This is a genomic window from Halarchaeum nitratireducens (assembly GCF_017874695.1).
In the GTDB taxonomy this organism is placed as follows: domain Archaea; phylum Halobacteriota; class Halobacteria; order Halobacteriales; family Halobacteriaceae; genus Halarchaeum; species Halarchaeum nitratireducens.
In genome coordinates this window covers 17,902-44,685 of the sequence record NZ_JAGIKY010000006.1, presented here as the reverse complement: position 1 = coordinate 44,685, position 26,784 = coordinate 17,902, and the positions used below count along the sequence as shown (strand labels likewise).

The following is a 26,784-nucleotide window of genomic DNA, read 5'->3' as shown; positions in this document are numbered from 1 at the left end:
GTGCCATCACGGGGCGTTCGGCGCTTAAATCGTCCGCTCGGCGCTCGGGCCACGGCGACACGACTAACTGGCGGACCCGCATACCCGATAGCATGTCGAACACCGCAGACGCGGCGAGCGCCGACGGGGAACCAGAGGGGCCGATCCGCGTTCCCGCCGACCTCGCGCGCCAGTTGGAGAACAAGCGCGAGGACCTCTTCGAGAAGTTCGAGATCCGCGACGCGTTCCCCGACGAGGTGATGGCGGAAGCCGAGGAGCGCGTCGACGACGTCCAAGCCGAGATCGAGGCCGAAATCGCGGATCGGGAGGACCTCCGCGATCTGACGACGTGGACGACCGACCCCGCGGACGCCCAGGACTTCGACGACGCGATCAGCATCGAGGAGCGCGACGAGGAGTACGTCCTCTGGGTCCACATCGCCGACGTCTCCCACTACGTCCACCCCGAATCGGCGATGTGGGAGGAGGCCATCGAGCGCGGGAACACCGTCTATCTCCCGGGCTACACCGTCCACATGCTCCCGCCCGTGCTCGCCGAGACCGTCTGTTCGCTCGTCCCCAACGAGGATCGCCTCGCGCACACCGTCGAGATGCACCTGGATAAGGAGACGCTGGGCTACGAGACCATCGACATCTACAAGTCCGTCATCGAGTCCGACGAGCGTCTCACCTACAAGCAGGCCGAGGAGCGTCTCGACGACGAGGAGGCGCCCCTCCACGAGGAGTGCAACCTCGTCTTCGACGTCGCCGACCGCATGCACGAGCAGCGCAAGGAGGAGGGCAGTCTCGTCCTCAACCCCCGCCGCGATCGGGCGCACACCATCATCGAGGAGTGCATGCTGAAGGCGAACAAGGCCGTCACGCACGAGCTTATGTGGTCGCGCGGCGTCGAAGCCGTCTATCGCGTCCACCCGCAGCCGAGCCCCGACGAGTGGGACGACGCGCTCCGCGAGATTCAGGAGCTCGACGGCGTCTCCATCCCCGGCGACTCGTGGGACGATCCCCGGAAGGCCGTTAACGCCACCCTGGAGGAGGCCCCGGGGCGCCAACTCGGGAAGATCCAGTGGGCCGTGATGAAGGTGATGCCCCGCGCGAAGTACATGAACGACCCCTTCGGCGGCCACCACGCGCTCAACTTCGAGATCTACGGCCACTTCACGAGCCCGATCCGCCGGATGAGCGACCTCGTGAACCACTGGATCGTCTACCAGAACGACGTCCCCGAGAACCTCGTGGAGCTCTGCGACCACGCGAGCGACCGCCAGAAGGCCGGCGAGAACGCCGAGCGCGAGTATTCAGACTTCTTAGAGGAGGTCGGTCTCGACTCCGACGCCGTGAAGAACCGCGGTATCGAGGTCGACGACGACCTCAACGACGTCCAGTACTGAGCAATCGAAGACGCGCGGCGCGGCCGTGTACCGGCCGCGGGCTTACTGGTGCGTGAACAGGAGGACGTCGTCGTTGTGCGTCGTCACGCAGAGGTCGAGCACCTTCGAGAGTTCGAGGCTGTTGAGGTCGTTACGGCAGACCACGAGGTCGTCGAACGGCTGCTCACACGCCGGACACGCGAGACTGACCGTGTTCGTGTACGTCTTCACACCGCCGGCTTCTTCGTACGGCGTCAGCGACGAGACGAGTTCGTTGTACGCGGCGTCGTCCATACCGGAGCGTAGAACTACACCGTCAAAGCTTTCGGGGTCGGAGAGAGCACCGGATTCCCGACGGGCATCGAACGGAACCGGTGAGAAACGCGAGTGGACTCGCTGGGTAGGTTCGCCCGCGAGTCGAGACTGTGTTACTCGTCATTGTCGAGGAGCTTCTTTCGGACTTCCATCTTCTCCCGCTCGGTGCGAACGTCGTAGTGCTCGTACAGCACGTCGAGCGAGACGTCCATGCGCTCGCTCGTCGCTTCCGGGGCGACGCCGTCGTTCAGGTGCGCGGTGATCGAGCCACGGCGAATTCCGTGCGGTGAGCGACTCGATGGGCACTTGCTGGGGTAGCCGGTGCGGGCCTCGCACGTCGCGGGGTCGCGGTCGTGCGGGCATGGCTCCCCGTACTGACAGGGTTGCGTCGCCTCGTTCACCCACGTGTAGATCGTGTCCCCAGTCGGCCGGCCGTACCGGCTCGTGATGAGCGGGCGGCGGCCCTCGTCGTCGGTCTTCTCGAAGCGAACGTCCGCCACGTAGTCCGCGACGATCTGGAACCACTCCGGGCCGAGGTACACCCAGCGTTCGCCGGACTCGCCGTTCTTCAGTCGGGTGCCGTCGTCGATACGGTGCTCAAGGACGATTGCGTGCTCGTCGGGGCGGAGGTCGTCGACGTCGAGCGACCGGAGCGCCGAGCGACGCATCCCGGTTCGCCACAAGAGCGCCATCACGACGTGGCGGCGGCTCGCGTACTGGTAGCGGTCGAGGTACTCAAGCATCGTCTCCGCCCGGTCGGCTTCGAGGTGGACGTCCCGCGACTCGGCCCCGTCGGGGAGTTCGGGCGCGTGCAGCTTCTCCGCAAGCCCCTCCGGGACGCCCTCGATGTCCGCCCAGTAGCGGAGCGCCGTCCGGATCGTCGACAGCTGTTTCTGCAGGGTGATCGCTTTGATGTCTTCACGCCGCCACGCCACCATATCGGAGAGAGCGCGGCCCGTCAGGTCGTTCAGGTTCGTGATGTCGCGTTCGTCGCACCACGACAGGAACCAATTGAGCCGGGTGCGCGCGTTCTGCAGCGTCGAGTCCCGAACACTCGGCTTCCGATGGTCGAGGAACCGACGGACGCCCTCGTGGGGCGGCAACGGTTGGAGGTCGTCGCTCATGCGTCACCCCGCCCGAGCGTCGATTGATCCTCCGGGAGCGGATCGTCCGCGTTCGGCTGGATGTGGCGAATTTCGTCCGCCCACTCACCCATCCGCTCGCGTACACCCGCGACCTTCTCGTCCAACTCTTCGAGCGTATCCGCGGACACTTCCACCTGTAGCTTCTCCTTGTCGTTCGACCCCGTTCCCCGCGTCATCACGAGCTTCACGTCGTACGACTCGTCGCTCATCGGGACTCCTCCACGGTGAGCGTTACCTGCTCGCGTTCGTCCCGGTCGACGACGACCTTATCCCCCGGCTCGGCACCGAGCGCGTCGACGACCGGTGTGCCGAGGAGTATCCGGCGCTCATCACCGAGCCCGATCACGTGATGCGTTCGGGGGAGGTCGGGACGACGACGCTGGTAGCCGTCGTCGCTCACGACTCACTCACCTCGCTCTCGACGTCCGCGAGAACCGCACGCTCGTAGGCGTCCGTGACGAAATCAGACATCGCGTATTCGACACTCACGCCGTCGAACTCGATAGCGATCGTCGCATCTGCGAGGTTCTGCGTGATCGCGTAACTGTACCCCTCGATTTCGCCATGTCCGACCGATTCACGCAGTGCCTTCATCGCACGATCGTCGTCGTGGATGACGTCACCAACCACGCCGCGCTCACCCTCGCTCACGAGCTCCGCACGGACCCAACGCTGGCCGTTGAACGCCCATCCGTTATCACGGAGTTCGACGGCGTTCGGTTCGTCCCGGCAGTTCGGGCAGTAGTAGCCGTCTTCATCCTGCATGTCCTCGGCGAGGTAGCACTGGCACGACCAGCACCGCGTCTGTTCGCTCATCGCTCGCCCTCCACGGGACAGTCGTGCTCCTCAATCCGCTCCGGCAACCCGACCATCCCACAGACGGGACACGCTTGGAGCTCCGGCCCCAGCGGATCCTCGTCGAGATCGCGGACGACGTCGAGGAGCGCGCCCACCATTCCGACGGGCACGCGAACGGCGACGGAACCAGATGCGCCATGCAGTTCGAGCACCCGCCCCTCGCGGACGGTCGCCCCACGAAGCTCGCCGAGGCCGTGCCGGTCGTCGGGATGCCCCGAGCGCGGCGTCCCGGCGTCACTCATCGGCGTCGGCCTCCACGTCGTCTTCGAGCGCTTCGAGACGCTCCCACTCGTCGTCAGTGAGCGTACTCGTGAGGTGGTCCGTGAGCGTGCCGAGATGCTCGCGTTCCTCTACCGTCAACTCACGCTGTCGAGTCGTCACGTCGGCGAGTCGGACGCGACCAAGCGCCTCCCGCGCCTCCCTGACCGCGACGATCGCGTCAACAAGCGCCGCCCTCATGCCGACGCACCCCCAGTCCACGCCCGCCGCGCCGACAGCGCGCGACGACCCAGCTCAGTCAACTCGTACTCATTCGTCCGCCCGTCAGCCTCCCGAATCCGCTTCTCGATCAGCCCACCCTCCGCAAGCGCATCGAGATTCGGATACAGACGCCCGTTATTGATCTCCTCGCCGTAGTAGTCCGCGATCGCGTCCTTCACCGCCAGCCCCTTCGCCGGCCCACGCTGATCGAGCGCGTGCAGCAAGTCTCGCTGGAACGCCGAGAGGTGCGCGAATTTATCCGATGCCGATCCGTCTAGCGTCGTGCGGGCCTCAGAGCCCGCATCGGTGGTTTCGTCCATCATCATTTCCGAAGCCACCCTTTTGGGCCGGCGCTGGCACGCCGGCCCGTACTGAGGCGAGTAGAGGTAGCTTCGTAGCTCATACGTTAAGCTCCAGATAAATATAGTTAACGCAGGGGAGCTGTAAGTAACTTGGAGGTAGTGGTAGTGCCTATTCGGTGGTCTTGTGCGTTCTGGGGCTTAGTAGAAGACTATGCGATATTCTCCTTCGTGGTTCGTTCTTGCCGACGACCGCATTCTAGAGTATCTCAATGACCGGGGCGAAGCCAGCCCTTCCAAACTTGCAAAATCCGATGTTCTCGATTTCACTCGAACGCATATTAACCAGCGTTGCCTGAAGCTCGCGGACGCGGGCCTCGTGCGTAATCTCGGAAACGGTGTCTACCAAATTACTGAAGAAGGCGAGGGGTACCTCACGGGAGAGTACGACGCCCGGACTGGCGCATGGATCAACAAGAGCACCATATCTGAAACAGATTCCGCAGGCGCGACAGAAACGAACGGAGCGTAATAGACATGATTCGACGGCCCGGCCCGTGGATGCATTCCATTGACGAGCGCATCCTAGAACATATCTACGACGAGGGTAAGACGACGCCGGATTTGATGGGGTCGCTCAGAATGTTTCGAAGTCACCAATGCATCCTTGAAGACCGGTGTCGCGTCCTCTCTCAGGCAGGCTATCTACGACCCGACGAGCGCGGGTCATCGTGGTACGTTGTCACCGAGGGCGGCATCGCGTATCTTGACGGGCGGATGCGCGCCGACGCGATTCATCCACCACCCGACGCGCGACGGCCCGGCCACGTCCTCGGCTAACCACACAGACAGAAAACCTAAGTACCACAACAGATAACCTAAGAGTAGAGCCAGCACGGGGTAATACGGTGAGACTCCGGGAGTGGACATGTAGGAGTGCCCCGCTCCGGACCGTGCATCTGCGCCGGACTCGCCGACACCGCGTCGGCGAGCCACACTACACCCACAGAGCAACGCCCTTGGGTCGTTTTCGCGCTCGTTTTGGCCATCCAATTTAAGTAATCAAGAGGACAACTAGTCAGTAACGTCGGAACACCCCCGTCCACGCCCACACGGCCCACCATAGCCACCATCGGCGTCCACGGTGGACTCCGGCGCAGATCAACATGGACCTTACACAGCTACTCGACGACGACCGAGGCGTCTCACCCGTCATCGGCGTGATCCTGATGGTGGCGATCACCGTGATCCTCGCCGCCGTCATCGGCACCTTCGTCCTCGGCCTCGGCAGCAACGTCGGCAACAACGCACCCAGCGCCACCTTCAACTACGACTACAACGACTCAGCCGAGAACCTGACTATTACGCACCAAGGCGGCGACGCGCTCGATAACTCAAGCATCAATGTGACCGCATCTGGTCAGGGGTACAGCGTCGATTACGGGGCCGACATCAACGATGACGACCAGTGGACCGCGGGCGACGACGCAGTAGTCAACTACACCGGCAGTCTCTCGTCCGGCGACGGCGCGCAGGTCATCTGGCAGTCCTCCGGTGGGTCGTCCTCGATCATCGGCGAGTGGGAGTACCAGGGCTAACGATGGATCTGAAACAACTCCTTAGCGACGATCGCGGTGTCTCACCCGTCATCGGCGTCATCCTGATGGTCGCCATTACGGTGATCCTCGCCGCCGTCATCGGCACCTTCGTCCTCGGCCTCGGCAGTAACGTCGGCAACAACGCACCGAGCGCGACGTTCAACTACGACTACACCGCTTCTAGTACTTTCGGAGACGATAGTACTGCTGACGCATGGGTGAACATCACCGACCAAGGTGGGGACTCCATCGAAGCGAGCACTCTCTCCGTCACCGTCGGCGACATCACCGTGGATAATGTGACTAGCCCCACGGATGCTGACAACATCAGCGATGCCGATGCATGGCCGGACACGGTTACAGCCGGCGACACCCTCCGCCTCAAAGAGACCGCAGGCGACTTCGGCAACAACGAGGACGTCCGCATCGTCTGGCAGTCCTCGAGTGGCTCGTCATCGATCATCAGCAAGTCGACCACCCCCCAATAACTCACAATGGACCTAACGCAACTCCTCAGTGACGATCGCGGTGTCTCACCCGTCATCGGCGTGATCCTGATGGTCGCCATCACGGTCATCCTCGCCGCCGTCATCGGCACCTTCGTCCTCGGCCTCGGCAGTAACGTCGGGAACAACGCACCGAGCGCGACGTTCGACTACCAGTACAACGACTGGGGGACGGACTCAGAAGGCCTGAACATCACCGACCAAGGTGGCGACGCGATCGACAAGTCGACGCTCACTGTGACCGTCGGTGACGACACGATTTACAACGACTCGTCGCCCAACAACACCACCAGTAATCTCAAGACATCGAGTAGCTGGTCGAGTGATGACCAAATCACTGCTGGAGACACGCTGAGCGCGTGGGCAGCGACCGATGCGGCGGTGTTCGGCAACAACGAGGACGTCCAGATCGTCTGGCAGTCCTCGGGCGGCTCCTCGTCGATCATCAGTCAGTCGACGACCCCGCAGTAACCACTCCCCTGCACCGTTCTCGTTTTTCTTCACGCCCCGCGAGCCACAGCTGAAACTCCAATGGAGTTAGACCGACACTAGTCACCAGCGCACGACTATCGGCGCGCAATGGCAACCGCAACCGGCGGCTACGTCGACCTGAACGGCAAACAGAACATAATCTTGGACGTGATCGCGTTGATGGGGATTCCGTGGTTCGCGGCGATCCTCTTCGGCGTGATGACCTCCGCACTCTCAATCTTCGGCGGCCTCGACTTCACCGCCCCAATCTGGACGATCATGGGCGCAGACATCTCCATCGCCTTCCTCGTCGTCCTCGGCGGGCTCGCATGGATCCTCGCCACCAACGAAATCGACGGCGCCGCGTACGAAGACTGGCAATGGGCGGTGATCGTGTTCGCGCTCGCCTCACCCGTCCTCTACGTCCTCGTCCCCTCCTTCAAGAACCTCGTCATGATCAACGGCATCAGCCAACTCCTCTGGACCATGGCCGTCTCCGCCGCAGCCACCTACATCTCCTACTCCAACTAACAATGAGCGAGAACAAACAGCCAGACGTTGGTTCGCGGCAGATGACGCGTCGCGGCCTCATCAAGACCGTCGGGGTGGGCGTGGGCGCCGCAACCATCGGGGGCGTCGGCCTCCAACAAACTGACGACGCCGCCGCGATCGACGTCGGCACCGCCCTCGCCGCCGCTGGGTCCGCCACCGGCCTCGCCGGCGCACAAGTCGCATGGATGCTTCGGGACTGGAACCCATTCGCGGGCGATTCACCGCCGGACGGCCTCTCCGCCGACGCCCTCAAACAACGCGTCCGGCAAACCGTCAAAACCCGCAAGAGCACGAACGCCTCAACGATCATCGACAACCAGAACATCATCAGCGCGGGCCTCGAAAACACCCTCTACATCGAAGGCAAAACCGCCGCCATCGAGCAGTTGAACAACGGCAAAACCCAAGATGAAGTCCAGAGCGCCGCCATCGACGCGATGGAGAGCCACATGACGACTGTTCAGGAAAATCTGCTGAAGACGTGGAACGAGAGCGTGAACGAACTCGTGACGCTCTCGTCTGCACTTGAAAGCCACTCCGATACATCCGTGTCCGAAGTCTTCCAGGCCGCTAACACGGACGTGGGTGGGATCTCGGGAGCCTTCATGTCGTCAGCATCCTCAGTGACGCTTGCTGATGGCTCGTCGATCGATGTGCTGACCGTCGACGATGCCGGAAACGGTACCAACGTGACTTGGTCTCCCATCGATCGAATCGAGGCGACGTCGACTTGGGCGCGTCACTCAGTCCTAACAACGAGCCCTGAGATCGAGTATCTCGCGTTTAGCGACTGGCACGGAATCTGGCAGGACCTCCAAACGGTCAAAACCGACGTGAACGACGGCCTCGTCACCTGGGTCGACAACGTCTACGGCCAAGTCCAAAGCGGAGACCTGCAACTCGGGGAGTTGACGACGCCGCGGATGCGTGCGAACCAGATGGCCGACGAGAAGGGCGGGGAGGCGAACGCGATCGCGGACCTCCAAGCCCTTGATGTGCCGATCGCGGCGGGCGAGCAGACGACAGTCGAGATCGAGAAGACGAACGCGACACTCACCCTCTCCGGCACGCTCGCCTACACCGGCGATAAGACGATCCAGCCGGGGACGACCTACGACCCGAGCTCGTGGAGCGACGCCGTCGCGTACTTCACGTACGATAAGAGCACGGCATCGGGATCGTGGAGTGCGTATCAGACTGCGGTGGATGGCGGGATCGTCGCCTTCACCGCCGCACCAACCGAAGGGACGGCGTACCGAATCAGTACGGCGGCAAACGAGAGCGTGACCGTCCAAGGCGGGGACTTCACGCCAGTCGACTCCTCAGGCGCGACGGTGGATCCGGTCTCGACGACGCCGGATCATTGGGAGGTCGATCTCTCCGAGAAGCTCGCCAATCCGATCACGGAGGTGGAGTCCGTCCAACTCGCGTCAGGCGTCACCGAATCGAAGACGAAGACGATCATCCTTGACGATCCCTTCACGGTCAAATCGATCAAACGCGACGGGAAATCCGCAGAGTCGGCGACGTTCGAGCAGACGGAACCACAGACAGACGACAACTACATCACCCAAGACGAGTGGGAAGAGATGCAGAAGAAGAACCAAGAGCTGATTGAGAAGTACGAGGACTCGCAGAACTCTGGGGGCGGGCTGTCGATCCCCAGCCTCAGCGGGCTCAACCTCGGCGGCGAGACCGGTCTGCTCGGTGGCGCGGTCGTCGTCCTCGGCGGTCTCGGCTTCCTCAAGTGGCTGAGCGGCCCCCGACGTCGCTAAGCATGCGTGGCCCCCTGCTCGTGTTCGCGCTCCTCATGGTCCTCGTCGCGGGCGCGACAGGGACCACAGCGGCCGCGAACACAACGACGACGACCGGGAACGCCTCAACGCCCACGCCCATAGCGACTAACACAACATCGACAGCGACGACCACGCCCACGACGACGGCAGGCTCGGCGGCGTCAACGATGACCGGTGACGGGTCGACCCTGAAGAACGACGCGAACATCACCATGACCGACTCGGCGCGCATCACCGGCTGGGAGTTCTCCAACAATCGCGTCCGCGTCGCCATCGAAGCCGACTCGCTGACCACCGTCACCATCACCGACGGCGCCGCCGGCCTCGAAGACGCCGGCGCGTCACGGATCCCACAGACGACCCAGCGCGTCTGGGGCGGCGAAACGACGATCGTCACCATGCCCGTCGCCACCGCCTTCGACGGCCACGTCGTCGGCGTCGCAATCGGCGACACCGGCGTCCGCCTCAGCACGGACATGCAGCAGGGAGAGGACCCCCTACAGTACTTCGGCGGCACCTCCGGGCTCTTCTCCGGGATCGGCATCACCATCCTCACCTCACTGCTCGGCGCATGGTACGTCCTCAGAAAGGAAGAGACGGGGGTGACGAAAGCATGAGCGACACCAGCAGCACCTTCGGCGGCTGGGCGGACCGCCTCACGCACATCGTCGCCGAAGCGCAACTCGTCGTCCTCGGCGTCCTCTTCACCGCTGGCGCCGCCCTCTTCCTCTTCAAACCCGACCTGCCGAACGTCCCACCGGTCGCCATCTCCATCTTCGCGTCGCTACTGCTGTTCGGCCCGCCGCTCCTCGGCTTCTGGATCACCTTCGTCCGCCGCCTCCGCGACGCCCGAATGGTCACCGTCCACCACATCAACGGCGTCACCGACACCCGCGAGAAGTACTACGTCGCCCCCGAAGTCTGGGAGACCCGCACCGTCGACGGCCCCAGCCCGTACCCCGTCAACGACGCCGGCGCCTTCGAGGTCCGCGAGTTCGAGTACATCGAGGACATCGGCGACCTCCGCGTTCGTGGCTGCTACATGTCGCAGTTAGCGGACAGCAAGCTCGTCTCCGTGAAGGCGATGCTTGAGGACATCCACGGCGACATGATCGAGACGTGGCTCGCCTACAACCGCCTGCGGCCCCGCATCAGCAAGATGGGGCTCCAGATTCAGGGTGACGTCATCAACAAGGAGGCGGAGGCCGACGAACGCTCCTTGATGAATCCCGGCTCTTCCGTGCAAGAGCGCTTCGAGGACGCTGAAGGCGACGCCAAGGAGAACGCCACCGACGGCATCGAGGACGCCAGCGCGTTCGTCGAAGAGTACTACGACGAGCACAGCATCGAGGCCCGCGACGGCCTCCCACAGACCCAACAGCAAGCCGAGAGCGATACATGAGCGACGAACAGGACAACTACACCGTCGGCGGCTTCCGCGAGTATCAGGACGGCAACCAAGAGCGCGATCCTGACGAGATCTTTCCACACACCGGGTTCGTGCGTGACGAGGACGTCGACCGCCAGCTCGCGATGCGCGCCATCCACCACGACACCGACCGCTGGGACTCCAAGCCCGCGAAGGACTATCTGAGCGTCGGAAAGAACCGCGACATCCTCCGCGTCCACGGCGGCGACACGGCGCGCAACGCCCTCGACAACGGCGATACCGTCACGCTCAAACACTACCTCGGCGACCCCAGTCAGGAGGCCGACCTTGCGGGGATCAAAGCCGTCACGCGCCTGCAGGAGATCGTCGCCGGGCCCGCACCCGTGATCGTCCTCCTCGGCGACATGGGCAACGGGAAGACCGACTTCGCCGGCCTCCTCGGCCAGCTCCGCGAGCGCTGGGTCGATGGCACCCTCCTCGTCGGCTCCAACATCCGCACACTCGGCCGCCTCGATCCGTGGGAGCGCGACGACGGCAGCCTTGAGGACGGCTGGATCCCCCACTATCCACTCCTCCGCGAGTGGGTCGAACAGGACGGCGACCCCGTCGAGAACCACCAACAGCCGAAGCTCTTCATCGGCGACGAGTTCAGTACGAACGCTTCGGGGACGGGTGCGGACGGTCACAAGGTCCGCCAGAAGATGGGGCCGCTCGTCTTCAAGATCCGCAAGTACGGCGGCGCACTCATCTACATCGGCCACGACGAATCGTCGATCCACCCGCTCCTCTGGCGGGTTGGGACGATTATCAAGAAGACGTCACAGAAGACGGCCGTCGTCGCCGACCGGATCAGCGGCGGCTCACTCAAGGATAAGGACCCGCGTCCGCTCGAAGGCATCCCACCGACCGACTGGAAGTTTTCAACGGACGACCAAGCTGATTGGTCGTGGTCGGCGCCGTCCGGCGACAAGGACGACGATGTTCTTCCCGAAGAAGACGTGAAGAAGGTCGCCATGTGGACGATGGTAGAGTGCCGGAACGCCGGTATCTCACCATACCAAACCGCTGATTACGTGCCGTACAGCGACACTACGGTGCGAAACTGGCTTGAAGAGTACGACGAAGGCGGCGATAAGGCCGAATGGGTTCGGGAGGTGGCCGAGGTAATCGCATGACGGCGTCGGCTTTTCAAGACACCAAACCAAACCAGCCCCCCTTTACTGTAGTTGGCCCATCCGCCGGGGCGCGTCGCTCTAGGGGAGCGAAGCGACCGATGGGCGCGTGCGGGGAGACGGCGGCGGAGGTAGATATATATCGGCGCGCGACGCGCGAACGTGGTGGGTGGTAACGTATGCCAAGCCACCGGGCGAACGCGCACGGAACCGCGTGTGAATATGTGCTCGCCGAGAAGTACGACGTCGAGCTCGATCGCACGAGTTGGCGCGACGGGATGCGCGCCGGGACGCCGTGGGAGTTCAAAGCGACGGCACACCGCCACGCGGACGACACGCCGGGCAACTTCAAGATCTACCGCGAGTACCACCGCCGACTCGTCGAAGAGGGCGGCCGATACGGCTTCGCCGTCTACCGGATCCGGGGCACGGGAACGGAGGTACTGAAGACGACCACATGCGCGGCGTCGAAGCTCCCCACCGTCCGCTGGCACGGCGGCGGCGACCACCGAGACACCCAGCAGGCGAAGCTCGCCATCGAGGACGTCTTCTAACGATGCACGCCGAAACGCTGCTCGCCGCGATCTGCATGGGACTGGGCGTCATCGTCCCCCTCGCCGACGCGCTCACCGACGTCTTCGGGTAGCTACGGCGGCAGGTGGCGGTCGTAGACGTTCCGACGATGACCGACCGCCTCAACAACGAGCCGATCACCGTCACGATCCCACGTAATAATCGCACGATAGTCGCCAGCGCGGAGTTTGTAGTACGGGTAACCCGAGAGCCGTTCGAGGCGGTGTTCCGTCCACTCAGTCGCTTCCTCAACCTTATTGAGAACACGGTCGGCGACCTGTGGGTCTAATCCTTCTAGGTGTTCGAGGGCCTGTTCGGTGTATTCGACATCAGTCATCGAGACCAAGACGCTCGCGCGCATCCTCACCCGACACCGTCTCACCGCGCTCACGCTGTTCGCGGCTCTCTTCTAGGTCGTCAAGCGTCTCCTCAGAGAGATCCGCCGGCGGATTCACCCAATCACGAAGCGCATCACGGATGGCCTCAGACTTGCTCGCATACCCGCGACGCTGCCACTCCTCATCAATCTCCGCGAGGAGAGACTCGGGCACACGAACGTTGATCTTCTCCATTCGATCGTCGCCACCCTCGGCGTCGGTACTCATATCTTGTGATACATCTGTATCACACAAAAGGGTTCTGTCGACTACTCGCGCGGGCCAATCGAGCGATGAGCAACAGACTCAACGACAACAGGTCCTGTGGAGGCGGTGTCAGCGATCGCCGCGACCACACTCAGTACGATGTCGGGCTCGCCGCGTCATCTTCAAGACCGGTTTCGACGTGAGCCCACGAGAAATCAGTCTTCTCCACGTAGATTCGTGACGTCCATCACGTCCGTGAGCAGCCCCGTCTCAAAATCAGCGTCCGCGACGATGAGCTCATCACCGGTAGACCGAGCGGTCGCCGCGATAAGAAGATCGCGCGCAGCCATCCGCTCACCATCATTCATCAGCTGATCCTGCATCCGCCCCGCCTCCAAGGCAATCTGCTCGTTCAAGTCAAGAGAGCGGACACCACCGAAGTCCTGCCGAACCGCAACGACATCGGTAGTACCAGACCCAACCACCCCATTCACAACCTCGAACACACAGATCGCGGACGTCAGGTAGGGCTGACCCCGACTCTCGACGGACTCAACAACATCCGGGACGCCTTCAAGCATCCCGATGATGACCGAAGAATCCAGGAACGTCACCGCTCGAAGCTCTCCCGAGAGCGCTTCACCGACTCACGGGCGCGCTCAGCCTTCTCGGTACTCCACGCGCCGATATCGATCGGTTTCTCGCTCTGTGCAAGGCGTTCAAGGAGGTCGTCAAACGTCTCGTCCTCCTGTTTCAGAGACTCAAGCATCCGTTTCGTGTCGTCAGACACCCGGATGGACGTGCTCATATGTATACGAACTGCATGCAGTCGCAATTAGCTTTCGGCGTAAACCCGGTCTCGACGTGAGTCCACGAGACCCGTTCCAATGTTCGACTCTACTAATAGACCCGAACATTCAAGCCCGAACCGGCCAACCTTCTTTATATACACACCATGCCCCCGACCGCCAACTCTGCAAACTCGAACATTTGGCTGAAGCCCGAGCAAGTCGAAGCCATGCGCGACGCCGCACACGAAGGCCGCCACGGCACCCGCGACGACGCGATCGTCACCACACTCTACGACACCGGGCTCCGTCGCGCCGAACTCGCGCAGGTGAACCGCGACATGCTCGACCTCAACGACGACCAGCTCCGCATCCCGGCGAGCATCCAGAAGGACTACCCCAACGACAACACCCCGAGCGCCGCGACGTTCGCCCTCGACCCGAGCGGAGACCTCCGAACCGTCCGCACCCTCCGCATCTACCTTCAATCGAGAGACGACGACTCGCCCGCGCTCTTCCCGAGTCGGAAGAGCGACCGGCTCACCGGGAAAGCCATCAACGACGTCGTGAAGCGCCTCGCAGACCGCGCCGACGTCCGCCCCTACACCGTCGGCGGTCGCGGCGACCCCGACGACGTCACCGCCCATACGCTCCGCCACAGCGTCGCGTGGCGCATGCTCCGCGCAGAAGAAGGGAACACGCTGTACGATGTTCGGAACCGACTACGCCACGCCACGATTCTCACCACCGAACGCGAGTACGACCACTTCGAAACGATCTAACAAACAGGACTATTGAGAGCAGAAACGAATCAGAGGCGCTTCAGCTTCCTCCGGATTTTCTTTGAGGGAGACTCAGTCACCCCAATAATTTGGCCGCAAGAGTCGCACTTCCATTGTTTCTGAACCCACTCTTGCTCCTTACCGATGACCTCGTAGACGACACCCCGGGTTGAATCGCAATGTGGACACTTCCCTCTCATCTTCCAGTATTTTCCACTCTCCGCAGGATGTTTAGTGTGATCCGAGTGGAGTGAAAGTGAAAGGGCGTCGTACTTCGCACGAGAGGACGACGCCGGTCGCCGCTATTTCCGGAGGACCGCATAGTCGTCTTCGAGTTGCTCGGCGACGTCACGTGCGCTGTACGGCGAGAGGTAGAGCCACTGCCGGACCCACACGACCGCGACGACGTACCAGCACCACGGCGGCAACGAGAGCACCGGCGTCCACGACAACGGGATCGCAAACACGTTCAGCTTGAACGCCAGCACGAGCTTAGCGAACGTCAACGTCCCGCCGGGCGCGATGAACGCAACGAGATACGCCAGCACCACCTCGCCAACCGTCGCCGTCGCGTAATCCACGAGCTTCCCCAGCGTCACCGTGACCCCTCCTCGACGCCGGCGTCGTCGACGATTGACCGATAGGCACTCGCCACTCCCCGGAAGAACGCCGCTTGCTCAGGGTCGTCGACCGACTGAGCGCGCTCGTCGGCTTCACGAGCGCGTCGGACCGCAGTCTCAATCAGCGACTCACTCATCGTCGTCACCCCCGGATCGTTCGGTGTCCGCAGAGACTTCACGCGAGCGAAGATGCTCGGCAGCGACTTGCTTGCTCTCGAATTCTCGACCACAGGAGCATCGAAGTGTATCCTCGTTTTTGACTGGGCCGCGCCCCTCGTTGTGGTGGACGACGAGGTTGCCGTCGTCGTCGAGCTCGAAGACTTCGATGTCGGACACCCACGTCTGCCGTTCAATCCGGTGTTCGTTCCCGCTCGAAGACTTCACGCCGACCCACCTCCATCAGCCCGCGCCGGCTCAGCATCCGCGAGACGCTCACGCGCCTCCGACAGCACCTCTGCCTCTGCTTCCGACAGCCCGCCGCCGTCGCGCCCACTCGACGCCTCTCCGACACCCTCACGTGACGCCGATACCGACTCGCCGGCCGTCGGCGGCTGTACGACGACATCCACCGATTCCCGACGCGGCTTCACCGAAATATACCCCTGCTGATTCAGCGGCTTCGTCACCTGCATCCGAATCTGCTCCATATCCAACGACAACTGCTGCGCCAGCCGGTTCTCCACCCACGACAACGTCGTGTTGTTCCCGATCCCGACGTTCTCAAGCAACCACGACTCAGCCACCTCCTGATCGTCACTCAGCCCCTCGAACTCGCGTGCCTCCTCACGGGCCATCAACAACCGGAGCGCATCACGCACCGTCTCCGACCCGTTCTCACGCTCCTCGTACCACTCCGCCAACTCGCCGCTGAGCCGCGCCCGCGCATCCGTCACGCCACGACACCCCCGCTGACCGCCCCCATGTCCGCGCGCTGCAGCACGCGCGCGTTTCCTATTTGCGCACGCTGGTGCGCCCGCACACATGGTTGCATTAGCAGATTTCCCCCCACGGGTGTTTCCACACGGGTGCGATGCGCCGCCTTGGTATCTGTCGCGCTCGAAATCGTCATTTGCGTCTGTGGAACAGCCTCGAAATCTGTGGAACAACACTTGCAACACTTACAACGGGGGGTGTCGGGAGTCATCGACCCGACCACCTCGGTTCGGGGCCACGATCAACCGGCGGAGCAACGCGATCGCGTGCGTCTGGATCATGACTCGGCGCACGTCGTGGGCCGCCGTCGGCGCGAAGGCCGGGATCGTGGTCCGCCTCGGCGAGCACAGCCGTGTCGACCGCCTCGATGCGCTGGCCGTCGACGCTCTCGGCGCCGATGAACTCGGATTTGCGGAGGACGCAGAGGTGGGCGCACGGGACGGACTCGTCGCTGTAGTGGAAGCCGTCACAGTCACAGAAGCCGACACGCGCCCCGCGTTCGAGCCCGTACGCGACGGCGTGCGGCGCGGCGCCATCTTGGAGCATGACGACGTAGTCGGTGGGGCTGTGCCGCTCGATGAGCGCACGAGCAGGGTCCGCACGCTGCCACGACGTGCTCCCGTCGTCGTCGGGGTTGTCGGGGTCGGGCTGCTCGTCCTCGAAGTCGAGGTACGTCACCGGTCGTCACCTCCACACTGCGGGCAGGTACGACGCGGAAGCCCACCCGGCGAGGTCGTCGTTTCGAGGCGGCCGCCACAGGTCGGGCAGTAGTGGAGCGTGCCACTCACGCTGACCACCTCGGTTTCCTTCGCGCCGATCGACGGACGCCGCGGGGGTGGATGCCGAACGGGCATCCATTCACGCGAGACGCGACGCTCAGACGGGTGTACTCGGGGACGATTCGACAGGCAGCACGACGGACGAAGCCGTTTCTCCGCCCTTCGAAACTACCAGAAAACTGGTATGGACTCGCTGGGATTTGAACCCAGGGCCTCTTCCTTGCGAAGGAAGCGATCTACCACTGATCTACGAGCCCTCGTTCGCATCCATACGTAGCGGGGGGACGTATTTGAGGGTTCTGCTTCGCGGCGAGAGGGACACGCGGGAGACGGAGGGAAGAGGTGAGCGCTACCCGGGCGTCGAATAGGTGAGGTCGTGGGAGGCCCGGCCATCGGTCTGTGGGTAGAAGTATTGGTCGACATCGATCCACTGGCCGGCCCACGGGCGCGTCGAACTCCGTCAGACGATCGACGTCGGCGAAGCCGAGTTTGAGCGTCTGTCCGTGGAACCCACCACTCGAGGGGGTTCGCACGACGGCTGATCGGCGAGGCTAGCGCTCGACGGCGCGAAAAACGGGGAGAATCGAGAGTCGAAGAGCCGCTCAGTCTTCGAGAACGATCTCGATGCTGACGTCGTTCGGGACCTGGATCCGCATGAGCTGACGAAGCGCGCGTTCGTCGGCGTCGATGTCGATCAGACGTTTGTGGACGCGCATCTCCCAGTGCTCCCACGTCGCCGTCCCCTCACCGTCGGGAGACTTGCGCGACGGGACCTCGAGGGTCTTGGTGGGCAGCGGGACCGGCCCACTCAGGCTGACGCCCGTCTTGTCCGCGATCTCGCGGACGTCGTCGCAGATGTCGTCGAGGTCGGACGGACTAACGCCCGCGAGCCGAACACGTGCCTGCTGCATTCGTTAGGCCTCGTTGACGTCGAGGACCTTGCCGGCCGCGATGGTCTGACCCATGTCGCGGACCGCGAAGGAGCCGAGCTCCGGGATTTCGGAGGACGGCTCGATGCTGAGGGGCTTCTGCGGGCGGACGGTGACGACAGCAGCGTCGCCGGACTGGATGAAGTCCGGGTTCTCCTCGGCGACCTCGCCGGAGGACGGGTCCATCTTCTTGTCGATGGACTCGATCGTACACGCGACCTGCGCCGTGTGGGCGTGGAAGACCGGCGTGTACCCCGCCGTGATGACGGACGGGTGCTGCATCACGACGACCTGCGCCGTGAACGTCTCGGCGACGCTCGGCGGGTCGTCGGCGGGACCACAGACGTCACCGCGACGGATGTCGTCCTTGCCGATGCCGCGAACGTTGAACCCGACGTTGTCACCGGGCTCGGCGCTCGGGACTTCCTCGTGGTGCATCTCGATGGTCTTGACCTCGCCACCGACGTCAGAGGGCTGGAAGCTGACGTTGTCGCCCGTGTTCATCGTCCCGGTCTCGATACGTCCGACGGGGACGGTACCGATACCGGAGATGGTGTAGACGTCCTGGATCGGGAGGCGCAGCGGCGCGTCCGTCGGCGGCTGCGGCTCCGGCAGGCTGTTGAGGGACTCGAGGAGCGTCTCGCCGTCGTACCACGGCGTGTTCTCCGAGTGCTCGGAGACGTTGTCGCCCTCGAAGGCCGAGGTCGGGATGAAGGAGGCGTCGTCCGTGTCGAACTGGACCTGCTTGAGGAGGTCCGTGACGTCGGAGACGACCTGCTTGTAGGTGTCCTCGGAGTAGTCGACGACGTCCATCTTGTTGACGGCGACGATGAGCTCGTCGATGCCCAGCGTGCGGGCCAGGAAGACGTGCTCACGGGTCTGGGGCGCGACGCCGTCGTCGGCGGCGACGACGAGGACGGCGTTGTCGGCCTGGGACGCGCCCGTGATCATGTTCTTCACGAAGTCGCGGTGACCCGGACAGTCGACGATGGTGAAGTAGTACTCGTCGGTGTCGAACTCCTGGTGGGCGATGTCGATGGTGACGCCACGCTCGCGCTCCTCGGCGAGGTTGTCCATGACGTAGGCGAACTCGAAGCCGCCCTTGCCCTTCTCTTCGGCTTCCTCGCGGTGCTGCTCGATGACGTGCTCGGGCACACTCCCAGTCTCGAAGAGGAGCCGCCCGACCATCGTACTCTTTCCGTGGTCGACGTGGCCGATGACGGCCAGGTTCTGGTGCGGTTTGTCGCTCATGGTCAGGGGTCGCGCTGAACGCGCGCTCTGTGCAACGTATTCGCCAGTTACGTGTAAAACGGTTTCGAAAGGCGAGCGCCCCTGTCGCGCCGTGACGCGGCCGAATACTGGCACCTCGTGCCGTGGGAAGGAGTAGCTAGACGGTCAGCGCTCGGGCAGTCGCCCGACGTCAGCGAGCACCGCGCTCGCCGTCTCCGGACCGCCGGCACCCCGGCCGCTGATGTTCAGCCGCCCCGCGTTCGTCGTCTCCAGCTGGACGATGTTCTGCGTGCCCGTGACCGCGAGCGTGTCGTGTTCCGTGACCAGTCGCGGACCGACGCGAACGTCGCCGCTCTCGGTGACTTCTCCGATGAGCCGGACCGTCCGGCCGTCCTCGGCGGCGAGGTCGAGCGCGCTCGACGGGACGTCCGCGATTCCCTGCACGTCCACGTCCGCGAGCGAGTACCCGCCGCCGTGGAGGACGTTCGCCAGGATCGCGCACTTCAGCGCCGCGTCCGTGCCGTCGACGTCGAACGTCGGGTCGGCCTCCGCGACGCCGAGGTCTTGGGCCTCCGCGAGGACGTGCTCGTAGCCGAGCCCCTCGGCGGCCATCCGCGAGAGCACGAAGTTCGCCGTTCCGTTCAGCACGCCACGGGCGGCCGTGACGTGCGAGGGATCCATTCCCTCGATCGTGGCGATGACCGGAATCGCACCCCCGACCGTCGCCTCGAAGCGCACGTCACCCGCGCTCGACGACGCGAGCGCCATCACGTCGTCGTAGCGCTCCGCGACCGGCCCCTTGTTGGCGAGGACGACGTGCCGGCCGCGTTCGAGCGCCGCCTCGACGTGCTCGAATCCGGGGTGGGCGTCGCCGAGCGTCGTGGGCGTCGCCTCCACGAGGCAGTCGTACTCGGCGCCGAGCGCCGCGCTCGGATCGTCCTCGCCGACGGTGCCCACGCGCTCCTTGTGCGCGAACGCCGCGTCGGCGTCGATCCCGTCGGTGTCGACGATCGCGCCGGTCGAGTCCGCGAACGCCGTCACGTCGTGCCCGTATTCGCCGGCGAGTTCGACGACGCTTCGACCGACCGCGCCGGCGCCTATCACGGCCAGCCTCATGCGCTCCCCTCCACGAGCGGTTCGACGACGTGCAACTCCTTCTCGTCGGCGACGTCCCGCACACAGTCGAGTGCGGCGTCGGTCGATCCCTCGGTGGCGGCAAGGCGCAGGCGCGCGCTCGCCACGTCGTCCACCCCCGGTTCGTCGGTCATCGAGAAGTCAACGACGGAAGCCGACGTGCACGCCTCGATCTGCGAGAGCGTATCCGAGAGGTCGGTGCTGACGAGGGGGCCCGAGAGCAGGACCATCACCTCCTCGCCGTAGTGCTCCGTTCCCGCCTGGATGACGTTGACACCGGCGTCGCGGAGCGATTCGACGACCGTCCGGAACTGCCGGGCGGTACACTCGAGGTCGACTTCGACCGGAATGCGCCCGCGCGGGGTGAGCGACCCGCGCTCGTGGAAGACGCTCAGGAGGTTGCCGCCGTTCTCCGCGATCGGGTGGAGGGCTTTCAACAGTTCGCCGGGCTCGTCGACGAGCTCGAGCCGAACGGTGTGCGCCTGTCGCTCGTCGGCGTCGCCATCCGAGGTCCCGTCGCTCACCGGGACCACCCCACGGCGTTCCCGCTTGATGTTCCCAAAGCGACACGTACGGGTGGTTGCGCGTCGCTCCGACGGATCGCGGGCGTGTCCGCGTGCATACCTGATCGAACGCCCCCGCCGCGTTAGAAACCTTCGGCACGGCCGTCGGACGACGGACGCACGGGCCGGAGAGCGGAAAGCCGAACGGCGGAACGAAGCGAAATCACGGCGGACGGGCCGACGCCGCCGCGGCGCGTCGAAACGGGAAGCGGCCGTTTAGAAGTAGTCGACCGTTTCGGGGAGTTCCGTCTTCATGCCCTTGCGCTCGCGGATCTCCATGATGATCTCGCGCTGCATGCTGTCGGAGAGGACGCGGAAGCCGGCGTTCTCCGTGTTCCACGACGCACGACCCTCGGTCGCAGAGCGGATGTCGCTGGAGAAGCCGATCATCTCGTCGACGGGCGCGATGCCCTCGACGACCATGAGGTCGCCCTCCTGATACATGTCGTCGACGCGGCCACGGCGGCCCTGAATCTCGCCGCTCGCCGCACCCATGTGCTCGGTGGGGACGTCGATGCGGACGTCCTGAATCGGTTCGAGGAGCTTGATCTCCGCATCGATGAGCGCGTTGTGGACGGCCTGACGGACCGCGGGGATGACCTGCGCGGGACCGCGGTGGATGGCGTCCTCGTGGAGGCGCGCGTCGTGCAGACGGATCAGTGCGCCCTGCACGGGCTCGGCCGCCAGCGGGCCGTCGTTGAGAGCCTCCTGGAGCCCCTCGTTGACGAGCTCCATCGTCTCGTTGAGGTGCTGGATACCCTTCGTGTCGTCGATGAAGACGTTCGTGTTGTGGATGTCCTCGACGTTCTGCGAGGTATCCTTGTCCATCCCGGCCTCCTGGAGCGCCTCGCGGCGTTCCTGCTCGGGCATGTCCATCGAGACGTCGCCGAGCTGGATCGTCTCGACGATGTCCTCGCTGAGCGGCTCGACCGTGATGTAGAAGCGGTTGTGGTTGTTCGGCGAACGCCCCTCGACCTCTCGGGACTCCTGCGTCGGCGCCTCGCGGTAGACGACGATCGGTTCACCGGTGTTGACCGGGATCCCCTGATTGCGCTCGATGCGCTGGGTGATGACCTCGAGGTGGAGTTCGCCCTGCCCGCTGATGAGGTGCTCGCCCGTGTCCTCGTTGATCTCGATGCGGATCGTCGGGTCCTCCTTGGCGACCTGCTGGAGCGTCTCGATGAGCTTCGGCAGGTCGTCCATGTTCTTCGCCTCGACGGACTTCGTGATGACCGGCTCGCTGATGTGCTCGATGGACTCGAACGGCGTCATCTCCGTGGAGGAGACGGTAGAGCCCGCGATGGCGTCCTTCAGGCCGGTGACGGCGGCGATGTTCCCGGCCGGGACGCGTTCGACCTCCTCGCGCTCGCCGCCCATGTAGATCCCGACGGACTGGACGCGGTTCGTGCCCGCGGTCCCGGAGACGTAGAGGTCCTGTCCTTTCTCGATCGTGCCGGAGAAGACGCGACCCGCGGCGATCTCGCCGGCGTGCGGGTCGACGCCGATGTCCGTCACCATGAGGACGACCTCGCCGTCCTCGTCGACGAGGCGCATCGACTCCGCGATGTCGGACTCGTCGTCGCCGCGCCAGATGCGCGGGATACGTCGCGGCTGGGACTCGATGGGGTCCGGGAAGTGCTCGCACACCATGTCGAGCACGACGTCCGAGAGCGGGGTTCGCTCGTGGAGCTCCTGGCGCTGGTCGTTGCGCTCGAGTTCCATGATGTCCCCGAAATCCATGCCGGTGCGCTGCATCGACGGCATCGAGACGCCCCACTTGTAGAGCGCGGAGCCGAATCCGACCGTCCCGTCCTCGACCGAGACGGTCCAGTCGTCGATGTCGTCCATCTCCTCGGTCATCCCGCGGATGAGCTCGTTGACCTCGTTGATGACGCCGAGCAGGCGCTTTTGCATCTCCTCGGGGCCCTCCTGGAGCTCGCTGATGAGGCGATCGACCTTGTTGATGAACAGCGCCGGCTTGACGCCCTCGCGGAGCGCCTGCCGAACGACCGTCTCCGTCTGAGGCATCGCGCCCTCGACGGCGTCCACGACGACGAGCGCGCCGTCGACCGCGCGCATCGCGCGCGTCACGTCGCCACCGAAGTCGACGTGGCCCGGCGTGTCGATGAGGTTGACGAGGTGGGCTTCGCCCTCGTACTCGTGGGTCATGGAGACGTTCGCGGCGTCGATAGTGATACCGCGCTCCTGCTCGTCCTCCTCGGTGTCCATGGCGAGCTGCTCGCCAGCCGTCTCGTCCGAGATCATGCCCGCACCGGCGAGCAGGTTGTCGGTGAGCGTCGTCTTCCCGTGGTCGACGTGGGCGGCGATGGCGATGTTCCGGATCTGCTCCGGTTCGTCCATCAGCCGCTCACACTGTTCGACGATCTTCTTGCGTCGGCCCATTATGCACGCATGTACCGCCAGCGGGTTGAAAAGGGTAGTGTTTCCGTCTCCGCGCGTGTGCCGGCAACACACGGCCCGTTCGCCGTCCGGTGGTCCCGAAACGCGCGCGGGGCGACGATCGCCGTGGGCGCAAGAGTCAACCCCGTCCGGGTCGTGGTATTCGCACACATGGATGTACGGGTCCACGGTTCCGTCCCCGCCGGGCCGTTCCTCGGCGCACGGGACCTCTTCGAACACCAGTACGACGTCGAGAAACCGGTACACGTCCGCGTCCGGGAGGATCCGGACGAGCGGACGTGGGCCGGTCACTACGACGATCGGCACGTCCTCAACATCTCGCGGCGCGCCGCGACGTCCGTGATGGCGCGCGAGCTCGCGATTCACGAGTACGCTCACATGGCCCGATACGAGGCCGATCACGTCTCGCATACGATGGGGCTCTCCGAGATCCTCTTCCTCGCGCTCCCCGGCCGGCGCGTCGAGCGTCGCGTCCTCCAGCAGTGCGAACAGCTCGCCAACCACGCCAAGGACATCTACGCCGACGACATCACCCTAAGCGTCGCGCCGACGGACAGACTCCTCACGTTCCTCGAATCGCAGCTCGCCACCGCCGTCGCCGAGCGGCCGCCGTCCGACACCGAGCCCGCGGGCGGCTACCGACTCACCGCCGCTGCCGATCCCGAGCTGACCGCCGTCAACGCCGCGTTCGCGCTCGCGCTCCTCGAACGCCACGACGCCGTCCCGGCCGATCACCGGATCTACGAGTTCGCCGACCTCGCCGACTCGGACGCCCCCGGCGTCGACGTGACGTGGTTCAAAGAGCGGTTCCGCACGCTCGCGGACGACCCGGACGAGTCCGCCCACCGCCGCGCGCTCGTCGACCTCGTGCGCGCGTACGTGGACGCCCACGAAACGACGACGGGGCCGGCGGCCGACTGACGCGGTACCGAGCGGGGCGGGTCCGAACGTCGATGGCCGTCGCTACGCGATATTGGAGAAGACGAAGAAGAAATGAGAGCCGTGTTAGCGGGCCGCGGCGGCGACGCGCTCTTTCTCCTCCTTCTGGGAGATGGCGTACGTCTGCAGATCGTAGTCGGCGGCGCCGATGAGCTGGTTGGCGAGCGCGTCAGCGGCGGACGTCGGCGTCTTGAACGAGTCCGAGTGCGCGCCGTCGGCGAGGAACTTCAGCGCCTGATCGACGCGGCGCTGGGGCGCGACGTCGACGGCCTTCGGGACCGAGATGCCACCGTACTTCAGGCGGACGGTCTCCTCTCGGGGCGCGGCGTTCTCGACCGCGGTGACGAGGACCTGCACCGGGTTCTCGTCGGTGCGCTCGTGGATGGTCTCGAAGGCCTCGCGGACGATCTTGAGCGCCTGCTGCTTCTTGCCGGCGTTCCGGCCCGTCTTCATCAGACGGTTGGTGAGCCGCTCGACGACCGAGATCTGGCTCTTCTGGAACTGCTTGGACGCGTGACGCCCCATCGTGTGTGCGATGGGCGTCACGGTGATGTAGCGCTTCGTGGACGGGTCTGCGTAGCTGATCTCCGAGACGTCCCAGACGCCGAAGAGGTCGGCCTCGCTGGACTCCTCGGTGCCGGCGGGCGTCTCGGGTTCGGGGGCTTCTTCCGTGGACATTATCGGACGGGCTTCTCCGCGTTACCGCGAACGAGTTCGATGAGCGAGACGCCGTTGACCTTCTCGACCTTGTAGTTCACACCCGAGAGGTCACCCATGGCGCGACCCTTCGCACCACCGATGCCAGCGATCGTGACCTCGTCGTGCTCGTCGATGAAGGAGATCGCACCGTCACCGGGGCAAAAGGCGGTTACCTGCTTGCCGTTCTTGATGAGCTGGACCCGGACGCATTTCCGGATGGCGGAGTTGGGCTGCTTGGCCTCGATCCCGACCTTCTCCAGCACGATACCTCGTCCCTGGGGCGCACCCTCGAGGGGGTCGGACTTCTCCGAAAGCCCCCGCTCCCGACGCGCGTAGTCGGAGTCGGACCACCGGTGGTTCTGGCGGTCCTTCTTGAGTTTGCGCGCGGCGTACTTGCCGTTCGGCATGCGCGGTATTTCCCAGTGCAACTACTTAAGCCCGGTCTTTCGCGGATCTCCGTGTCGCTACGGCACACGACCGTCGTCGTCGCGTGCTTCCGACCGGGCGTCAGCGACCGCGAGCGAACCCGAGAATCCGTCCGGCTCGCCGGGTTCGGCGCGATGTCGTGCGCCTCGAAGGCGTCCGCGACGCGTCGGACGTACGCCGAGCGCACCTCGGCGATCAGCGTCTCCGTCGGCTCGCCGACCCAGTAGCGTGCGACGACGTCGAGCGAGTTCGCACCGAAGCCGTCGACCTGCACCGTCGGCTCGGGGTCGGCGACGATCCGCTCGTCCGCCTCGGCGGCCTCCTTGGGGAGGCGGAGCGCGGTCTCGACGTCGGCGTCGTGGCGGACGCCGAACGTCTCCGAGACGCGGTACGTCGCACCCGCGTAGGGCGAGATCAACGCGTTCGTCGTCAGCTGCGAGTTCGGCACGGTCACCGTCTCGCCCGCGGCCGTCCGAACCCGCGTCACTCGGAAGTCGACCTTTTCGACCGTCCCCTCCTGATCGCCCCACTGAACGTAGTCCCCGACGCTGAAGTCCGGGTCGGCGACGAGGAAGACGCCGCTGACGAGGTTTCCGATGACGTCTTGGCCGGCGACGCCGAGCGCGAGTGTCGCCGCCGCGACGACGAGTGCCGATCCCTGAAAGGCCCTCCCGAACCCCGCGGCGGCCGTCGCCAGCACGAGCGCGGTCGCGGCGATCGCGACCCGAGCGTAGAGCTCCGTCGCGTCCACGAGGGTCCGATTCTCGTCGTTTCGCGCGCGGACGGCGCGGACGAGCGGCGGCACGACGGCGAGACGCCCGACGGCGTAGACGACGAGCGCGATGGCGACGAAGGCCCCGAGCTGCACGAGGAGGCCGTGGTACGACGTGATCGCCGCGACGACCCGATCGAGGACGCGCGCGACTGACACCGCGGTCATACACTGCGATACGGCGCGCGCTACAAGAACGTGAGGGCGTGGCCGGGTCGGGGGCGCGAGCGGGGACTACGTGAGCTGGATGTCGTCGACGTCGAAGTGGCGTTTCGCCAGTTCCTTCGCCATCTCGATGTTCCGCCCCGACTGGCCGATGGCGACGCCGCGGTCCTCGTGGGCGACCTCGGCGTACGCGACCGTGTCGTCGTTCTCGCTGATCGTGACGTTGTACACCGCGGCGGGGCTCAGCGCGTGCGCGACGAACGCCTCCGCGCTGGGGGCGTCCTCGACGAGTTCGACGTCCCGACCGAGGTCGTCTTCGAGCCCCTGGACGCGCTCGCCGCCGCGACCGATCGCCTGTGGCATCTCGCCGGCCTTCACGACGAAGACGACGCGATCACGCTCGTCGTCGACGACGCAATCGACCGCGGTCGCGTCTGTGGCGTCCTCGAACGCGGCGATGAGGCGGCGCGCCTCGTCGGAGAGCGTGACCGTCACGGG

Annotated in this window: 37 protein-coding genes, 1 tRNA gene and 1 pseudogene; 12 read left to right on the top strand and 27 right to left on the bottom strand. The window is 64.7% G+C overall.

Annotation, left to right across the window (positions count from 1 at the left end):
* Window positions 1–92: 92 nt before the first annotated feature.
* Complete coding sequence (locus J2754_RS07330) at window positions 93–1,388, top strand: RNB domain-containing ribonuclease (protein ID WP_188876504.1); 1,296 nt, start codon at window positions 93–95, stop codon at window positions 1,386–1,388.
* A gap of 42 nt (window positions 1,389–1,430) precedes the next feature.
* On the opposite strand, the gene J2754_RS07325 is transcribed toward J2754_RS07330, so the two are convergent.
* The 8 genes from J2754_RS07325 to J2754_RS07290 all read right to left on the bottom strand — a co-directional run bounded on the left by J2754_RS07325 (window position 1,431) and on the right by J2754_RS07290 (window position 4,485).
* Entirely contained in the window at window positions 1,431–1,661 is a 231-nt protein-coding gene (locus tag J2754_RS07325; protein WP_188876502.1) for a DUF7385 family protein, read from the bottom strand.
* 134 nt (window positions 1,662–1,795) lie between these two features.
* Entirely contained in the window at window positions 1,796–2,806 is a 1,011-nt protein-coding gene (locus J2754_RS07320; RefSeq protein ID WP_211087054.1) for a tyrosine-type recombinase/integrase, read from the bottom strand.
* The gene (locus J2754_RS07315; protein WP_188878655.1) at window positions 2,803–3,036 is read right to left on the bottom strand and encodes a DUF7389 domain-containing protein; all 234 of its coding nucleotides are present in this window, start codon (window positions 3,034–3,036) and stop codon (window positions 2,803–2,805) included. Before J2754_RS07315 ends, J2754_RS07320 begins: the two co-directional genes overlap by 4 nt.
* A complete protein-coding gene (locus J2754_RS07310) occupies window positions 3,033–3,227 on the bottom strand; it encodes a hypothetical protein (RefSeq protein WP_211087053.1) in 195 nt (64 codons plus the stop codon). The genes J2754_RS07315 and J2754_RS07310 overlap by 4 nt, the downstream gene beginning before the upstream one ends.
* On the bottom strand, window positions 3,224–3,643 hold the full coding sequence (locus J2754_RS07305; protein ID WP_211087052.1) for a hypothetical protein: 420 nt from the start codon (window positions 3,641–3,643) through the stop codon (window positions 3,224–3,226). Before J2754_RS07305 ends, J2754_RS07310 begins: the two co-directional genes overlap by 4 nt.
* Entirely contained in the window at window positions 3,640–3,927 is a 288-nt protein-coding gene (locus tag J2754_RS07300) for a hypothetical protein (protein WP_211087051.1), read from the bottom strand. Before J2754_RS07300 ends, J2754_RS07305 begins: the two co-directional genes overlap by 4 nt.
* Entirely contained in the window at window positions 3,920–4,144 is a 225-nt protein-coding gene (locus tag J2754_RS07295) for a hypothetical protein (protein WP_211087050.1), read from the bottom strand. Before J2754_RS07295 ends, J2754_RS07300 begins: the two co-directional genes overlap by 8 nt.
* Complete coding sequence (locus J2754_RS07290) at window positions 4,141–4,485, bottom strand: PadR family transcriptional regulator (RefSeq protein WP_211087049.1); 345 nt, start codon at window positions 4,483–4,485, stop codon at window positions 4,141–4,143. Before J2754_RS07290 ends, J2754_RS07295 begins: the two co-directional genes overlap by 4 nt.
* 1,145 nt (window positions 4,486–5,630) lie before the next feature.
* On the opposite strand from J2754_RS07290, the gene J2754_RS07285 reads away from it, so the two are divergent.
* From J2754_RS07285 to J2754_RS07240, 9 genes are all read left to right on the top strand, one after another.
* Window positions 5,631–6,062, top strand: a complete 432-nt coding sequence (locus J2754_RS07285) for a type IV pilin domain-containing protein (RefSeq protein WP_211087048.1) — start codon at window positions 5,631–5,633, stop codon at window positions 6,060–6,062.
* Between the two features lie 2 nt (window positions 6,063–6,064).
* On the top strand, window positions 6,065–6,550 hold the full coding sequence (locus tag J2754_RS07280; protein ID WP_211087047.1) for a type IV pilin domain-containing protein: 486 nt from the start codon (window positions 6,065–6,067) through the stop codon (window positions 6,548–6,550).
* A gap of 6 nt (window positions 6,551–6,556) precedes the next feature.
* The gene (locus tag J2754_RS07275; protein ID WP_211087046.1) at window positions 6,557–7,039 is read left to right on the top strand and encodes a type IV pilin domain-containing protein; all 483 of its coding nucleotides are present in this window, start codon (window positions 6,557–6,559) and stop codon (window positions 7,037–7,039) included.
* Window positions 7,040–7,147: 108 nt separating this feature from the next.
* Complete coding sequence (locus tag J2754_RS07270) at window positions 7,148–7,570, top strand: DUF8023 family protein (RefSeq protein ID WP_211087045.1); 423 nt, start codon at window positions 7,148–7,150, stop codon at window positions 7,568–7,570.
* A gap of 2 nt (window positions 7,571–7,572) precedes the next feature.
* Window positions 7,573–9,366 carry an Env/VP5 family phage fusion protein gene (locus J2754_RS07265; protein ID WP_211087044.1) on the top strand — a complete coding sequence of 598 codons (1,794 nt, stop codon included), beginning with the start codon at window positions 7,573–7,575 and terminating at the stop codon, window positions 9,364–9,366.
* Between the two features lie 2 nt (window positions 9,367–9,368).
* Window positions 9,369–10,004 carry a DUF8063 family protein gene (locus J2754_RS16825; protein ID WP_483420138.1) on the top strand — a complete coding sequence of 212 codons (636 nt, stop codon included), beginning with the start codon at window positions 9,369–9,371 and terminating at the stop codon, window positions 10,002–10,004.
* Window positions 10,001–10,789, top strand: coding sequence for a hypothetical protein (locus J2754_RS07250; RefSeq protein ID WP_211087041.1), 789 nt, complete (start codon window positions 10,001–10,003; stop codon window positions 10,787–10,789). Before J2754_RS16825 ends, J2754_RS07250 begins: the two co-directional genes overlap by 4 nt.
* On the top strand, window positions 10,786–11,952 hold the full coding sequence (locus tag J2754_RS07245; RefSeq protein WP_245332933.1) for a hypothetical protein: 1,167 nt from the start codon (window positions 10,786–10,788) through the stop codon (window positions 11,950–11,952). Before J2754_RS07250 ends, J2754_RS07245 begins: the two co-directional genes overlap by 4 nt.
* Window positions 11,953–12,128: 176 nt before the next feature.
* The gene (locus J2754_RS07240; RefSeq protein ID WP_211087040.1) at window positions 12,129–12,503 is read left to right on the top strand and encodes a PD-(D/E)XK family putative nuclease; all 375 of its coding nucleotides are present in this window, start codon (window positions 12,129–12,131) and stop codon (window positions 12,501–12,503) included.
* Window positions 12,504–12,595: 92 nt separating this feature from the next.
* Here the strand turns inward: J2754_RS07240 and J2754_RS07235 are convergent, their stop codons facing one another.
* The 4 genes from J2754_RS07235 to J2754_RS07220 all read right to left on the bottom strand — a co-directional run bounded on the left by J2754_RS07235 (window position 12,596) and on the right by J2754_RS07220 (window position 13,914).
* Window positions 12,596–12,859 carry a type II toxin-antitoxin system RelE family toxin gene (locus tag J2754_RS07235; protein ID WP_211087039.1) on the bottom strand — a complete coding sequence of 88 codons (264 nt, stop codon included), beginning with the start codon at window positions 12,857–12,859 and terminating at the stop codon, window positions 12,596–12,598.
* Complete coding sequence (locus J2754_RS07230) at window positions 12,852–13,127, bottom strand: ribbon-helix-helix domain-containing protein (protein WP_188878687.1); 276 nt, start codon at window positions 13,125–13,127, stop codon at window positions 12,852–12,854. Before J2754_RS07230 ends, J2754_RS07235 begins: the two co-directional genes overlap by 8 nt.
* Window positions 13,128–13,321: 194 nt before the next feature.
* Window positions 13,322–13,720: a PIN domain-containing protein gene (locus J2754_RS07225; RefSeq protein WP_188878688.1), complete on the bottom strand. Its 399-nt coding sequence runs from the start codon at window positions 13,718–13,720 to the stop codon at window positions 13,322–13,324.
* A complete protein-coding gene (locus tag J2754_RS07220) occupies window positions 13,717–13,914 on the bottom strand; it encodes a DUF7557 family protein (protein ID WP_211087038.1) in 198 nt (65 codons plus the stop codon). Before J2754_RS07220 ends, J2754_RS07225 begins: the two co-directional genes overlap by 4 nt.
* Window positions 13,915–14,061: 147 nt before the next feature.
* Here J2754_RS07220 and J2754_RS07215 point away from each other — a divergent pair, with 147 nt between their 5' ends.
* The gene (locus J2754_RS07215) at window positions 14,062–14,676 is read left to right on the top strand and encodes a tyrosine-type recombinase/integrase (protein ID WP_188878691.1); all 615 of its coding nucleotides are present in this window, start codon (window positions 14,062–14,064) and stop codon (window positions 14,674–14,676) included.
* Window positions 14,677–14,978: 302 nt separating this feature from the next.
* On the opposite strand, the gene J2754_RS07210 is transcribed toward J2754_RS07215, so the two are convergent.
* The 11 genes from J2754_RS07210 to J2754_RS07155 form a co-directional block, all read right to left on the bottom strand.
* A complete protein-coding gene (locus J2754_RS07210) occupies window positions 14,979–15,275 on the bottom strand; it encodes a hypothetical protein (RefSeq protein ID WP_188878692.1) in 297 nt (98 codons plus the stop codon).
* Window positions 15,272–15,433, bottom strand: coding sequence for a hypothetical protein (locus J2754_RS07205; RefSeq protein ID WP_188878693.1), 162 nt, complete (start codon window positions 15,431–15,433; stop codon window positions 15,272–15,274). The genes J2754_RS07210 and J2754_RS07205 overlap by 4 nt, the downstream gene beginning before the upstream one ends.
* Window positions 15,426–15,680 carry a hypothetical protein gene (locus J2754_RS07200; RefSeq protein ID WP_188878694.1) on the bottom strand — a complete coding sequence of 85 codons (255 nt, stop codon included), beginning with the start codon at window positions 15,678–15,680 and terminating at the stop codon, window positions 15,426–15,428. Before J2754_RS07200 ends, J2754_RS07205 begins: the two co-directional genes overlap by 8 nt.
* Complete coding sequence (locus J2754_RS07195) at window positions 15,677–16,189, bottom strand: hypothetical protein (RefSeq protein ID WP_188878695.1); 513 nt, start codon at window positions 16,187–16,189, stop codon at window positions 15,677–15,679. The genes J2754_RS07200 and J2754_RS07195 overlap by 4 nt, the downstream gene beginning before the upstream one ends.
* A gap of 247 nt (window positions 16,190–16,436) precedes the next feature.
* Window positions 16,437–16,907, bottom strand: a complete 471-nt coding sequence (locus tag J2754_RS07190) for a hypothetical protein (protein ID WP_211087037.1) — start codon at window positions 16,905–16,907, stop codon at window positions 16,437–16,439.
* 286 nt (window positions 16,908–17,193) lie between these two features.
* A tRNA-Ala gene (locus tag J2754_RS07180) sits at window positions 17,194–17,265 on the bottom strand.
* 345 nt (window positions 17,266–17,610) lie between these two features.
* Window positions 17,611–17,919, bottom strand: coding sequence for a 30S ribosomal protein S10 (rpsJ, locus tag J2754_RS07175; RefSeq protein ID WP_188876500.1), 309 nt, complete (start codon window positions 17,917–17,919; stop codon window positions 17,611–17,613).
* A gap of 3 nt (window positions 17,920–17,922) precedes the next feature.
* Complete coding sequence (gene tuf / locus J2754_RS07170; RefSeq protein WP_123074340.1) at window positions 17,923–19,188, bottom strand: translation elongation factor EF-1 subunit alpha; 1,266 nt, start codon at window positions 19,186–19,188, stop codon at window positions 17,923–17,925.
* A 144-nt stretch (window positions 19,189–19,332) separates the two neighbouring features.
* Window positions 19,333–20,283, bottom strand: coding sequence for a homoserine dehydrogenase (locus J2754_RS07165; RefSeq protein ID WP_211087035.1), 951 nt, complete (start codon window positions 20,281–20,283; stop codon window positions 19,333–19,335).
* Complete coding sequence (locus tag J2754_RS07160; RefSeq protein WP_211087034.1) at window positions 20,280–20,825, bottom strand: amino acid-binding protein; 546 nt, start codon at window positions 20,823–20,825, stop codon at window positions 20,280–20,282. Before J2754_RS07160 ends, J2754_RS07165 begins: the two co-directional genes overlap by 4 nt.
* A 255-nt stretch (window positions 20,826–21,080) precedes the next feature.
* Window positions 21,081–23,267 (bottom strand): elongation factor EF-2, encoded by a 2,187-nt coding sequence (locus J2754_RS07155; RefSeq protein ID WP_188876494.1) that lies wholly within the window; start codon window positions 23,265–23,267, stop codon window positions 21,081–21,083.
* A gap of 168 nt (window positions 23,268–23,435) precedes the next feature.
* On the opposite strand from J2754_RS07155, the gene J2754_RS07150 reads away from it, so the two are divergent.
* The gene (locus J2754_RS07150) at window positions 23,436–24,206 is read left to right on the top strand and encodes a DUF5781 family protein (RefSeq protein ID WP_188876492.1); all 771 of its coding nucleotides are present in this window, start codon (window positions 23,436–23,438) and stop codon (window positions 24,204–24,206) included.
* Window positions 24,207–24,290: 84 nt separating this feature from the next.
* Here the strand turns inward: J2754_RS07150 and J2754_RS07145 are convergent, their stop codons facing one another.
* The 4 genes and pseudogenes from J2754_RS07145 to J2754_RS07135 form a co-directional block, all read right to left on the bottom strand.
* Window positions 24,291–24,902 (bottom strand): 30S ribosomal protein S7, encoded by a 612-nt coding sequence (locus tag J2754_RS07145; protein WP_188876489.1) that lies wholly within the window; start codon window positions 24,900–24,902, stop codon window positions 24,291–24,293.
* On the bottom strand, window positions 24,902–25,330 hold the full coding sequence (locus tag J2754_RS07140) for a 30S ribosomal protein S12 (RefSeq protein WP_188872449.1): 429 nt from the start codon (window positions 25,328–25,330) through the stop codon (window positions 24,902–24,904). Before J2754_RS07140 ends, J2754_RS07145 begins: the two co-directional genes overlap by 1 nt.
* 164 nt (window positions 25,331–25,494) lie before the next feature.
* Window positions 25,495–26,289: pseudogene (locus J2754_RS16115) on the bottom strand (mechanosensitive ion channel family protein); the annotation flags it as partial.
* Window positions 26,290–26,355: 66 nt separating this feature from the next.
* A complete protein-coding gene (locus J2754_RS07135; RefSeq protein ID WP_188876488.1) occupies window positions 26,356–26,781 on the bottom strand; it encodes a NusA-like transcription termination signal-binding factor in 426 nt (141 codons plus the stop codon).
* Between the last annotated feature and the right edge of the window lie 3 nt (window positions 26,782–26,784).